Here is an 11,306-nt window from a genome sequence, read left to right on the forward strand (position 1 = left end):
AACTTGAAGATCAGATTTATGATTTACTGGCCGAATGCCAAAAGCTATTGGACAAAGAAGCATTGTTTTTGATTGTAAATTGTTATACAACCGGCTTTACACTTTCCGCATTACAAGAAATTTTAAAACGAACGATTCAAACAGAAAAAGGCGGACACATTGAATGTGGTGAAAACCTGTTACCGGTCAGTCACAATCAAGGTATCTTGCCTTGTGGTATTTTTGGACGATGGACTAGCGACTAAACACATAGTCGCTTTTTTCTTTGATCGAAAAAGCATGAAAATATTTCTCTTCCATCGGAATCCATTTTTCAATAAAATCTACAAACTTGTCTGGTGAGCGCTTTTGTAGTCTTTCTTTTTCTATAGACGGATCGATATCCATAAAGATCTTGAATGCCTGCATATCATCTAAATAAGGATGATGCGCATAACTTCCTTCTATGATCAATATCGGACTTTCTTCTAAAATAACTTCCTTTCTGAGCCTTTGTGATGAACAGTCATAAGATCGCATATGAATCGGTTGGTTTTGATTCCAGGCATCGTTGATTTCCTGATGAAACCGTTCATAGTCGATATTTCCGCCTGGCTCTTCCAGTCGCTGCGCTGTTCTTTGATTCGCCTGTAAAAAATAGTCATCCATATGAATGCAGGGACATTCCAAAAACGAAGATAAAAGCTTTCCGATCGTTGTCTTTCCGGAGGCACACGGTCCATCAATGGATAGCACACGATGTTCTTGTAAAGCATGCAGCGCAACTTTAAACACTTCAAAATAGTCAACATACTCTTTTCTGAAAACACGATAATGTGGATCATAGTGTTCTTTATACTCTTCACTGTGAGAGACAATACCTTGATCAACAAAACCATAGTTTTGCAAGGCCTGATCAAAAAGTCTTTGGGTACTTCTTTTTTTTGCACTTTCAATAAACAACTCATTCCATAATAGAAGATCCTCTTCTTTCATGTACGATAAAGGAACACGGATAAAACCATTGCCAATCTCTTGTATAGAATCTTTTTTTGCGATTCTTTTTTCTTCCTGTAAAGCCAGAAAGGAATCTTCCGGTGAAGTAATGGAATGCCCATTCCCTAAACAAGATTGTACGATAAGTTTATAAAGATCCTGACGTGTACTGAAAGGATGAAGTTGTTTTTCTAATTGAATAGCTTCCTCTAAATTCATAGATTAACTATAAAGCATTTCTCCTGTAAATTCAAAAAAATGCCAGAATTTCTTCTGGACATTTTCTTTAGTATTCAAAGACAGGAACTACAACGCCTTGATACGTTTCTTCAATGAATTTGGCAGTCTTTTCTGTTTCCAGGACCTTTAAAAGATCTTTGATCTTCTGAGAATCTTCATCCCCGTTACGAACCGCAATGACATTGGCATAGGTATCCGCTGCCTCAGAGTCCGTGGATTCAGTCACTAACAGGCTATCCGTGATTTTTGCGTTTAAGGCATTATTTCCGTTGGCAATCGCAAAATCAACTTCATTTAATTTTGTCGGTACGACTTCTGCCGCTAATTCAACGATTTCCACATTGTGCGGATTTTCAACAATGTCCGCTTTTGTTGCTTCCAATCCTTTGCCTTCTGCCAGTTTAATAATACCCTGTGCTTCCAACAACTGTAATGCGCGTGCTTCATTTGTCGTATCATTTGGCACGGCAATCTGCGCTCCATCCGGTACATCACTGACATCCGTATGTTTAGAAGAATAAATTCCTAACGGTTCAAAATGAATCTTTGCGGCCGCAATGAGTTCATCATCGCTATCACAGTTTTTCGATACCCAGTCTTCCAGATAAGGCGTATGTTGGAAGTAGTTGCAGTCAAGTTCTCCATCACGCAAGGCCGTATTCGGTTTTACATAATCAGAAAACTCAACGATTTCTACCTCATATCCTAATTCTTCTAAATCCGGTTTAATGTTTTCGATGATTTCGGCATGTGGTGTTACACTGGCACCGATCGTAATTGTTTTCTCATCACCGGATCCACTGGATCCACATCCTGCCAAGCTTGCCGTTAAGGCCACAGCTGCTAATGATTTCCATAATTTCTTCATAATAATTTTCTCCTTTTTCTAATGTGTTGTTTTTCTTACAAGCAAATCGCCGATCAGCTGTACGATGATTGTCAAGATCACAATGACGATCAGGCTGACCCACATGATATCAAAATTGGATTGTGAATATCCATAGTTATAACAGAAAGCACCCAATCCACCGCCACCGATGGCACCCACGATGGCGGTTAGACCAATCATGGAAATAAAGGTAATCGTCGTAGCACGAATGATACTGGGAACACTTTCGCGTAAATAGACCTTAAAGATGATTTCCAAAGGAGCAAGTCCCATGGATTCACTGGCTTCCACCAGCCCTCGATCGGTTTCCGCAATGGCCTGTTCAACCTGACGGGCAAAAAAAGGTACGGTTCCAACGATCAATGGAAAGAATGTAGCCTTTAGACCAATCGAAGCACCGGAAATCAATAAAGTCAAAGGGGATAAGACCATGACCAGAATGATAAAGGGCACGGCCCGAAACAAATCGATGATACGTCCTAAAATCGTATTCAAGATACGGTTTTCCAGGATATCACCCGGTCTTGTAACAACCAGAATCACACCAAATACGATTCCAAAGAGGGCTGAAACAGCACCGCTGATCAATACCATCAATAAGGTTTCAATGATCGCATCGCCAAAGACATCGATTCGATCGATCAAATTTGGCATGATCTGGATGAGAAAATTCATCATCACTTCATCACCTCCACACTTACTTTATTTTGACGACAGATTTCCAGAGCTTTTTCAATATTTTCATCACTGCCGGTTAAGACACAAACTAAGACGCCTAATGGCACCTCATGAACTATTTCCACATTTCCGAAGATGATCGAACAATCGACATCATACTCTCTAGATAATGTAGAGATCAGCGCTTCTTTCGTATTTGTGCTTTGATAGCTTAATTTCACCAACTTTTGATTCTTCTCAATCTGCACCAGCGGATGATTGCTGTCTAACAGATCTTGTATTTTTCCCAAGTTGTTTGTCGTATTAATGAAGTTCTTTGTAACAGGCATCTTTGGATGTGAGAAAACATCTACGATGTTTCCTTCCTCTACGACTTTTCCATTTTCCATAACCGCAACACGATCACAAATATCCTTAACGACCGCCATTTCATGTGTAATCAAAATGACTGTCAAATTTAATTCTTTATTGATTCGTTTGATCAACTGTAAGATTTGTTGTGTGGTATGTGGATCTAATGCCGATGTCGCCTCATCACACAACAAAACTTTAGGATGGGAGGCCAAAGCTCTGGCAATTGCCACACGTTGTTTTTGTCCCCCACTTAACTGACTGGGATAAGAATCCTTTCGATCCTTCAGCTCAATCAGCTCTAATAAGGACATGACACGTTTTTCAATTTCCTCTTCCTTAAGTCGCATATGACGCAAAGGAAAGGCAATGTTTTCATAAATGGTTCGTGAACGCATCAAATTAAAGTGTTGAAAAATCATTCCCATTTGTTGGCGCTGGGCCCGTAGTTCTTTATCACTCAGTTTTAAAAGATCTTTCCCTTCAAAAATGACCGATCCCGATTCTGGTTTTTCCAATAAATTGATACAGCGAACGAGTGTTGATTTGCCGGCACCAGAGAAACCTATAATTCCAAAGATCTCACCATCCTGAATTTCCAGGCTTACATCTTTTACGGCATGAACATTTCCATTCTTGGTCAAAAAGGTTTTTGTAACATGTTCCAAACGTATCATTTTTTCACCCTTTCTTTCTATAAAAAAAGCTTTCATCCTAATAGGACGAAAGCTGAAACTTCGTGTTACCACCTATCTTCGTAAAATGATCACTCATCTTACCTCATTAAGTACCATCATACTCTATCACGATAACGGGTGAACCCGTCAAAGTCTAAATATCGACTTTGCAACTCCAAGACCATGTTCCCAACAGATTTCTTTATCCTCTTTCAGCATACAAGGACTCTCTTCTCAAAGAAATACTGTAAGTACTCTTCTTTTCAACATCAATTTATGGATAGATAATACCAATCCAATGAAAGAATGTCAAACATTTTCTGAAAATTTTTCATAAACTCTCAACAAACCATCCATTCCGGATAAAACTGAATTCCGTTTTTAATCATACGATGAATCAATGGACGACCCAATGTTTGAAAATAATGTTCGATCGTCGGTACCTGTAAGATCAAAAGATCCGCCAACATTCCTTTTTGAATGTTTCCTCTGTCATTTAGATCAAAACAAGCAGCCGGCAAAGAAGTCATAGATTCTAAAAGTGTTCTTTTATCTACATGGTGTGTATTAAACAATGCGTAACAAAGCGGTTGAAAGGAATATACATAACTGTTGGGCAAACCAAAGCCGCAGGATAATAAAAACTTAGATGGCTTTGTAAGTTTATATTGTGCTTCTCTTTGAAGAATCGGATATGGCACTTCTTTCTTCTGTATAAATACATCCTGACTTAACTCTTTTCGCTGGATCTTAGGATCTTTTGTAAGTAAGGTCAGGATGCCATTTTGGCGCATCGCAAAAAGTGCGGTACTGTTTTCCCGCAGCTGATCGCCTAAACGCACCTTGGCAAAACCGGTAAAAGAAACATCGATAAAGCCCGGTAATACGATCTCACCAACCGCATCGATCACTCGTGTCGCACTATCTATCCATTGACTATAGGAACCGATACCGACATCGATGATCTTATCATGATGGATAGCGATATAAGCACGTGAAAAGATGTTAAATTCTTTATCACATGTATATAAATTTTCAATATTTTTAATCAATAATGTTGCTTTCATAGTAGTATTTTCCATAGATATTATAGCGATTTCCGTATAAAATGTATAGAGAGGTTAAATATGTTTGGATTTCGCAAAAAGAAAAAAATACAAGTCTTAGCTATTCACGGCTTTGGTAAAAATCGACATCATGAATTCGATGCAATGAAAGAATATTTAGAAAAACGTTCTTGTCAGCTTCATCTTTTCGACATTTATGATCTTCAAAATGAGCAGGATACAGATGAAAAGAAATGGATGAAGCGATGTGAGATACAGGTAAAAAAGTGTCTGGAACAAGATAAAGAATTAGTTCTGATTGGATTTTCTATGGGAGGTGTTATTGCCAGTTATCTGGCTACGATCTATCCTGTCAAAAAATTAATACTGGTAGCCCCGGCTTTTCAATACCTGGATCTTCAAAAAGTTGCTCAGCATTCTTTGGCTACGCTCAAAAACTTAGGCAAGAAAAAATCGACTGAGTCTTTACCCACTCGTACCTTTATGCGTATCGTCGATCAATATAAAGATTCCATTGCGCACGTAGATGCTCCAACGCTGATCCTACACGGAACATCCGATGAAATCATTCCGTATGAAAGCTCGCAAAATGCGTATAAAAGAATGAAGAATCCGTGCAAATTGATACTGATTGAAGGAGCGCATCATAAAATGCTCTACGATCATCAAGGGTATGAAACACTTTGTTTTCGCTTGATTGACGATATGATCAAAGATGAATTATTTTAAAAAGAACTGCCTTAACGACAGTTCTTTATTTATGATCATTCAATAATTTTAATTTTAGATCCAGTAAATCTTTTGTCAGATCTACATAGTATTCCTGTGGATAGGCAAAACGTTTGATTTCCTCCCAAATGGTATCCAGCTCTCTTTTTGAATACTCACGAATACCATCTAAGCTTGGACATTGATAAACAACCTTCCCGCGTAAAAAGATTGGTACCAACAGCTCACGAAGCTCATACGTGCCACCTTCGATCACCTTATATTTCCAACGTGACATCGGATGATAGATCGTTAAATCTTTTTGATCATCTAAAACCTCATGTTCCAAAGCCATAAGATCGGCCTGCGCCATACCGGTATCTTTCTCGTAGATTCGATAGACCTTCTTCAATCCCGGATTGGTAACTTTTTCGACATTATCGCTGATCTTGATTTTAGGAATCATCTCTCCGTCTTTTTCGATCGCAACCAGTTTATACACACCCCCAAAGACAGGAGAGTTCTTTGAACAGATCAGGTTTTCTCCGACACCAAAAGAATCAATCTTGGCACCTTGTTGATGAATCAAAGATTCAATTACATACTCATCCAAAGAATTACTTACGACAATGCCGCAATCCTGCATGCCGTTCGCATCGAGTTCTTTACGCACCTGTTTTGATAAATACGCCATATCACCGGAATCGATACGAACGCCTTTTAATCGATATCCATTTGGTTCCAGATAATCTTTGGCAACACGAATGGCATTCTTCATTCCACTCTTTAGCGTTGAATATGTATCAATCAAAAGCGTACACTGATCCGGATACGTCTTGGCATAGAATAAAAACGCATCGTATTCACTATCAAAGCTTTGAATAAAAGAATGAGCCATGGTTCCTAATACCGGTAAGCCATACTCCTTTCCGGCATACGTTGTGGCACTGCCGGCACAACCGGCAATGTAAGCTGCTCTGGCCCCATAGATAGCCGCATCAAAGTTATGAGCACGTCTGGCTCCAAACTCCATCACAGCTCTACCTTCAGAGGCTTGTACGATACGTCTAGCCTTGGTCGCAATCAAAGTTTGATGGTTCAGTGCTAAAAGTAAAGCCGTCTCTACCAGCTGCGCTTCAATGATCGGCGCTTTAACACGTACTAAAGGTTCATGTGGAAAAACCGGAGTTCCTTCCGGAATCGCATAAATATCACCGGTAAAGCGTACCGTCGATAGATAGTCTAAAAACTCTTCGGAAAATTGATGAAGCGATCGTAAATAATCAATATCCTCTTTTTCAAAATGCAGATTTTTTACATATTCTATGACCTGCTCCAATCCACAGAACAAGCACAATCCTCCGTTATCGGGATTATTTCGATAAAACAGATCAAAAACTACTTCCTGATCTTTATTTTGATTAAAATAACACTGACTCATCGTCAGTTCATAAAAGTCCATCACAAGACTTAGATTTCTTAACTCTTTCATACTCTCACTCCATGATCTGGCTTACACACACGATGCCGTTGGCCACCATATTTTCAATCGCCACTTTATTCCAGAAATCCGCTTCATGTACCGAAGGAATATCATACGTTTCCACACAATCGATTGGCAATAGTACACGATGTTCTTTTTTGTTGTGTTCATTTAACCATGCATTCAAGCTCAATGCGAATTGAAGTATGCATAAATCAGTACAACAGCCGGTAATCACAATATCCTTGTATTGATCGATCTTCGATAAAAAAGACGAAAAATCAGAACAAAAGAAAGTGTTGGTACTGTTTTTGAAAAAACACTCTTTGACATACGGTTTAAGCGCATCGATGATTTCCGATTCCCGTGTATGATTTACACAATGCGTTGGATACGATTGAAATTCTCTGGCATCCGGATCATGTTGATCACATACAAAGATCGATGGACAATCCAGCGTTTGTAACAGCTTCTGGATAGCTGGCACGATGGCTCTAATTCTTTTATCATGCAGTGCCCCTTCTTCGATAAACCCATTGATCATATCGACAACGAATACGACAGGATCTTGAATGGATGAGGAAGAAATAGGCGAAAATGTTTTTTTATTTAGCTTTGCCATAGTTTTCACTCTTTTCATTTTTTTAAGTATATCACAAAAAAAGAAGTTCTATTCCTGAACTTCTTCGTTTTTTTCTTTCAATAAGGTTTCCAGCTTCTCTTTAAAATCCGGATTTTGTTTGATGTATTCTTTGGCGGCCTCTTTGCCCTGTCCGATCTTTTCACCCTCGAAGCTATACCAGGCACCACTTTTCTTTACAATATCGGCATCAACACACAAATCTAATAATTCAGAAATATAAGACAAGCCTTCACCATAGATGATTTCTAATACTGCCTGTTTAAATGGTGGAGCCACCTTATTCTTCACCACTTTTACCCGTACCTTATTTCCTACAATATCCGATCCGTTTTTGATCGCATCGGCCTTACGAATATCAATACGAACTGAACTGTAGAATTTTAAAGCACGTCCTCCCGGTGTCGTTTCCGGGTTTCCATACACAACTCCGACTTTTTCACGCAGCTGGTTGATAAAAATCGCCGTACATTCATTATGATTCATTAGACCAGCCAGTTTACGCATGGCCTTAGACATCATACGAGCCTGAGATCCAACTTGCAGATCGCCCATTTCCCCATCTAATTCAGCCTGAGGAACTAAAGCGGCAACACTATCTACGACAACCAGATCAACAGCACCACTTTCAATCAACATCAACATGATGTTTAACCCTTGTTCACCGGAATCCGGCTGTGAAAGGATCAACTCATCAATATCAACACCTAAATTACGGGCATAAACAGGATCAATCGCATTTTCGGCATCGATAAACGCTGCACGACCGCCCATTTTCTGCACTTGTGCAATCGCATGCAGGGCCAATGTCGTTTTACCACTTGATTCCGGTCCAAAGATTTCAATAATACGACCTTTTGGATAACCGCCGATTCCTAAAGCCTGATCTAACAGTAAACTTCCACTGGGGATCGGTTCTACATCCACTGCTGCACGATCGCCCAGCTTCATGACTGCACCTTTTCCATATTCCTTTTCAATTTCATTCAATACATCATGTAGTAATTTATCTTTATTTTCTTCTTTTGGCATTTTTTACTCCTTTGTGATTTCCTGTATAAGATTCTGGATCATGATCTCAACCGCCTCTTTTCGTACTTCATTACGGCTTTTGTGATCCAGAAATAATTTAAAATTTTTGACATTTTTTTTGGATGCGATCGAGCAATAGACTAAACCAGCCGGCTTATCCTCCATCGTATCCGGACCGGCATTACCGGTAAAGGAAACGCAGTAATCGCTCTCTAACAATTCCCGTGTCTTTTGAGCCATTTGATCCGCACATTCTTTAGAAACGACACCGTATTTTGAAATCACTTCTGTATCGACACCGACTACTTTTTCCTTGATTTCTGTAAAATATGTGACAATGCCACCCTTGAGTACTTTACTGGCACCAGGTACAGAGGCAATTTCAGCACTGAATAGACCGGCAGTCAAACTTTCGCACGATGCGATCGTCCGCTTTTTTCTGGCACATAACTTTACAAGCTCTTGTGCACTCATTACATGCTCTCCAATACATAATCTTTTAACTGTACAAAATAGACAAAACCGCTCCACAAGCTTGCGATGGTAGCTCCCCATAACAAAATCTGATCAACCGGTAATCCAATATAGACAAACGGCCAGTTCTTTAATAATAAGAACACGATCGCAAACATCTGCAATACCGTTTTCAGTTTACCAAAAAAGCCGGCACTGACAACTTTTCCGTGCTGCGAAGCAAGCATACGAAGACCATCAACCACAAGATCGCGAGCAATCATCAATAATACTGCCACAACATTGGCCTGATGCGTATAAACCAATAAAATCAACAATGTATTCACCAGCATCTTATCCGCAATCGGATCGGCAAATTTACCAAACGAGGTAATCAAATGCTGTTTACGAGCGATCTGTCCATCTAACATGTCTGTAAAGCTGGCAGCCGCAAAGACCAGAAAAGCTAAAATATCCCGCAATGCCAGTCCATTGGTTTGCGATACAATACAAAAATCTTGCGGTATCAACAGATAGATCAATACCACAACCGGTACCATCACGATCCGCAGCATGGTCAGTTTATTCGGTAAGTTCATAATTTGTCTCCTCTGTACTCTGGTTTTCCTGACTGGTTGCCGTTTCATTGCTTACTACATCCACATAGAGTGTAGCCGGCATTCCCTGTGCCCAATAGGTAGGATCAAAGGTCACCGTTTGATCGGCAATCGTAATAGTCGTCCCTTCGGCAACATAATTTCCGATTTCAATGCTGATGCGACAAGCTTCACTTACTTCAATTTCCTGTTCAAAGGTATCCGTATAAACTGTATCTACATTGTCTTCATCCATTGGTACATCATCTTTATAAATCACTACCGTACTCTCCTGCGGCAGTTCAATCTTCACAGTAAAGCTTTTTGTCGTTTCCAATACATTGGAAAGCTGGAACACGTTAGTTGAGGCATCCATGACCTTAAACTTCAAGGACTGATTTTCTCTTTCCTGCTGGCGCTGTTTGGCAAGACGATCAGTTTCCTCTTCTTTTTGACGCAACTCTTCCTGACGCTGGCTTTCCTGTTGTGCCTGCTGACTGGCAGAACGAGCATCCAGCCAAAAACTGACGCCGGCCGCCAAAACAATCAATGCGACACCGGCAAGCAGGATTTTTTGAAGATTCTTCCGGTTTCGAAACTGTAAATTTCGCGATATGGCCGAAACCCGCTTTTGAAAACGACTATGTGACGGATGTTTTCGTTTTGAAACCGATGAACGATTCGGCATCTGTTGTACGATTTTACGCTGCGCCTGACTTAAAGCCATGGAACGCTTACGCGCATAATCATTGATATCCGCATCCACTTCCTGACTGATCACGCTCCAGTTGACACCGATTGCATCACAATACGCATGAACAAAGTACCGGACAAACGAAAAGTCATCCGAGAAAACATCAAGATTATGTTCTTCAATGGCCTGAATATACTGCGGAGCCAGACGTGTCTGACTGGATACATATTCAATAGTGAGATTTAAATCCATTCGTCTTTGTCTAAGAATATGATAATAGGCCATCTGTTCTCCCCCTTTTAGCCATTCCATTATATCAAAATGGTTCCTAAATTTCTTAGAAAATCCTATTTTTTTTCATTCTTCATCCAAAGATAAAATTTCAGCAATTTTTGTACGCAATACCGGTAGTACATCTTGTTTGAACCATGGATTCTTTTGTTGCCAGCGAAAGTTCAATGGACTCGGATGCACAATAGGAAAATACAAAGGTAGATATTCTGAAAAAGAGCGTACAGTCTCGGTTAAATTTTTCTTCATCGAGTGCTGTAGATAATGTGTCATCGCATATTTTCCCACTAAAATGGTCATTTCTACAGAAGGCATATTATCAAAAAGCTTTTTATGATAAGTATCGGCAACCCAGGGCCGTGGTGGAAGATCCCCGGTCTTTCCCTTTCCCGGATAATAAAAATCCATAGGTACAATGGCAATCTGCTTAGAGTAAAAAATCGAAGCGGAGATTCAATGTCATTAAGTTAAGAAAATGGACACTTTGAGGAGCACACAAAATGTGCGCCTCTCTTTTTTTTATCAAAAAATC

At 39.8% G+C, this 11,306-nt stretch carries 13 protein-coding genes, 1 pseudogene and 1 other annotated feature; of the genes and pseudogenes, 2 read left to right on the top strand and 12 right to left on the bottom strand.

Annotated elements, in window-relative coordinates; translation table 11 throughout:
- Positions 1 to 245: pseudogene (locus U0M88_RS08845) on the top strand (SAM-dependent methyltransferase); the annotation flags it as partial.
- Here U0M88_RS08845 and U0M88_RS08850 read toward each other — a convergent pair.
- From U0M88_RS08850 to U0M88_RS08870, 5 genes are all read right to left on the bottom strand, one after another.
- Positions 235 to 1,194: a uridine kinase family protein gene (locus U0M88_RS08850; protein WP_331869580.1), complete on the bottom strand. Its 960-nt coding sequence runs from the start codon at positions 1,192 to 1,194 to the stop codon at positions 235 to 237. The pseudogene U0M88_RS08845 and the gene U0M88_RS08850 sit on opposite strands and share 11 nt — an antisense overlap.
- 67 nt (positions 1,195 to 1,261) lie before the next feature.
- Positions 1,262 to 2,083, bottom strand: coding sequence for a MetQ/NlpA family ABC transporter substrate-binding protein (locus U0M88_RS08855; protein WP_331869581.1), 822 nt, complete (start codon positions 2,081 to 2,083; stop codon positions 1,262 to 1,264).
- Between the two features lie 18 nt (positions 2,084 to 2,101).
- Complete coding sequence (locus U0M88_RS08860; protein WP_022788950.1) at positions 2,102 to 2,782, bottom strand: methionine ABC transporter permease; 681 nt, start codon at positions 2,780 to 2,782, stop codon at positions 2,102 to 2,104.
- Positions 2,782 to 3,810: a methionine ABC transporter ATP-binding protein gene (locus tag U0M88_RS08865; protein WP_167699020.1), complete on the bottom strand. Its 1,029-nt coding sequence runs from the start codon at positions 3,808 to 3,810 to the stop codon at positions 2,782 to 2,784. Before U0M88_RS08865 ends, U0M88_RS08860 begins: the two co-directional genes overlap by 1 nt.
- A 38-nt stretch (positions 3,811 to 3,848) precedes the next feature.
- Positions 3,849 to 4,086, bottom strand: a binding site (T-box leader).
- Between the two features lie 65 nt (positions 4,087 to 4,151).
- On the bottom strand, positions 4,152 to 4,892 hold the full coding sequence (locus U0M88_RS08870) for a hypothetical protein (protein ID WP_331869582.1): 741 nt from the start codon (positions 4,890 to 4,892) through the stop codon (positions 4,152 to 4,154).
- Positions 4,893 to 4,937: 45 nt separating this feature from the next.
- Between U0M88_RS08870 and U0M88_RS08875 the strand changes: the two genes are divergently transcribed.
- The gene (locus U0M88_RS08875) at positions 4,938 to 5,606 is read left to right on the top strand and encodes an alpha/beta hydrolase (protein WP_320802478.1); all 669 of its coding nucleotides are present in this window, start codon (positions 4,938 to 4,940) and stop codon (positions 5,604 to 5,606) included.
- 25 nt (positions 5,607 to 5,631) lie between these two features.
- On the opposite strand, the gene U0M88_RS08880 is transcribed toward U0M88_RS08875, so the two are convergent.
- The 7 genes from U0M88_RS08880 to U0M88_RS08910 form a co-directional block, all read right to left on the bottom strand.
- Positions 5,632 to 7,077 (bottom strand): nicotinate phosphoribosyltransferase, encoded by a 1,446-nt coding sequence (locus U0M88_RS08880; RefSeq protein ID WP_117446261.1) that lies wholly within the window; start codon positions 7,075 to 7,077, stop codon positions 5,632 to 5,634.
- A 4-nt stretch (positions 7,078 to 7,081) separates the two neighbouring features.
- Positions 7,082 to 7,708 (bottom strand): cysteine hydrolase family protein, encoded by a 627-nt coding sequence (locus U0M88_RS08885; protein WP_229035703.1) that lies wholly within the window; start codon positions 7,706 to 7,708, stop codon positions 7,082 to 7,084.
- A 30-nt stretch (positions 7,709 to 7,738) separates the two neighbouring features.
- The gene (gene recA / locus U0M88_RS08890; RefSeq protein ID WP_117446263.1) at positions 7,739 to 8,740 is read right to left on the bottom strand and encodes a recombinase RecA; all 1,002 of its coding nucleotides are present in this window, start codon (positions 8,738 to 8,740) and stop codon (positions 7,739 to 7,741) included.
- A 3-nt stretch (positions 8,741 to 8,743) separates the two neighbouring features.
- A complete protein-coding gene (locus U0M88_RS08895) occupies positions 8,744 to 9,214 on the bottom strand; it encodes a CinA family protein (protein WP_331869583.1) in 471 nt (156 codons plus the stop codon).
- Entirely contained in the window at positions 9,214 to 9,792 is a 579-nt protein-coding gene (pgsA, locus tag U0M88_RS08900) for a CDP-diacylglycerol--glycerol-3-phosphate 3-phosphatidyltransferase (protein WP_195222807.1), read from the bottom strand. The genes U0M88_RS08895 and pgsA overlap by 1 nt, the downstream gene beginning before the upstream one ends.
- The gene (locus U0M88_RS08905) at positions 9,776 to 10,768 is read right to left on the bottom strand and encodes a helix-turn-helix domain-containing protein (RefSeq protein ID WP_181965605.1); all 993 of its coding nucleotides are present in this window, start codon (positions 10,766 to 10,768) and stop codon (positions 9,776 to 9,778) included. The genes pgsA and U0M88_RS08905 overlap by 17 nt, the downstream gene beginning before the upstream one ends.
- Positions 10,769 to 10,840: 72 nt before the next feature.
- Complete coding sequence (locus tag U0M88_RS08910) at positions 10,841 to 11,182, bottom strand: uracil-DNA glycosylase family protein (protein ID WP_331869584.1); 342 nt, start codon at positions 11,180 to 11,182, stop codon at positions 10,841 to 10,843.
- Between the last annotated feature and the right edge of the window lie 124 nt (positions 11,183 to 11,306).

Origin of the sequence: Faecalicoccus sp., assembly GCF_036552745.1 — a bacterium.
Lineage (GTDB): Bacteria > Bacillota_I > Bacilli_A > Erysipelotrichales > Erysipelotrichaceae > Faecalicoccus.

Coding starts and splice junctions, on each gene's coding strand:
- U0M88_RS08850 (WP_331869580.1), bottom strand. CDS start 1,194: ATGAATTTAGAGGAAGCTATTCAATTAGAAAAACAACTTCATCCTTTC.
- U0M88_RS08855 (WP_331869581.1), bottom strand. CDS start 2,083: ATGAAGAAATTATGGAAATCATTAGCAGCTGTGGCCTTAACGGCAAGC.
- U0M88_RS08860 (WP_022788950.1), bottom strand. CDS start 2,782: ATGATGAATTTTCTCATCCAGATCATGCCAAATTTGATCGATCGAATC.
- U0M88_RS08865 (WP_167699020.1), bottom strand. CDS start 3,810: ATGATACGTTTGGAACATGTTACAAAAACCTTTTTGACCAAGAATGGA.
- U0M88_RS08870 (WP_331869582.1), bottom strand. CDS start 4,892: ATGGAAAATACTACTATGAAAGCAACATTATTGATTAAAAATATTGAA.
- U0M88_RS08875 (WP_320802478.1), top strand. CDS start 4,938: ATGTTTGGATTTCGCAAAAAGAAAAAAATACAAGTCTTAGCTATTCAC.
- U0M88_RS08880 (WP_117446261.1), bottom strand. CDS start 7,077: ATGAAAGAGTTAAGAAATCTAAGTCTTGTGATGGACTTTTATGAACTG.
- U0M88_RS08885 (WP_229035703.1), bottom strand. CDS start 7,708: ATGAAAAGAGTGAAAACTATGGCAAAGCTAAATAAAAAAACATTTTCG.
- recA (WP_117446263.1), bottom strand. CDS start 8,740: ATGCCAAAAGAAGAAAATAAAGATAAATTACTACATGATGTATTGAAT.
- U0M88_RS08895 (WP_331869583.1), bottom strand. CDS start 9,214: ATGAGTGCACAAGAGCTTGTAAAGTTATGTGCCAGAAAAAAGCGGACG.
- pgsA (WP_195222807.1), bottom strand. CDS start 9,792: ATGAACTTACCGAATAAACTGACCATGCTGCGGATCGTGATGGTACCG.
- U0M88_RS08905 (WP_181965605.1), bottom strand. CDS start 10,768: ATGGCCTATTATCATATTCTTAGACAAAGACGAATGGATTTAAATCTC.
- U0M88_RS08910 (WP_331869584.1), bottom strand. CDS start 11,182: ATGGATTTTTATTATCCGGGAAAGGGAAAGACCGGGGATCTTCCACCA.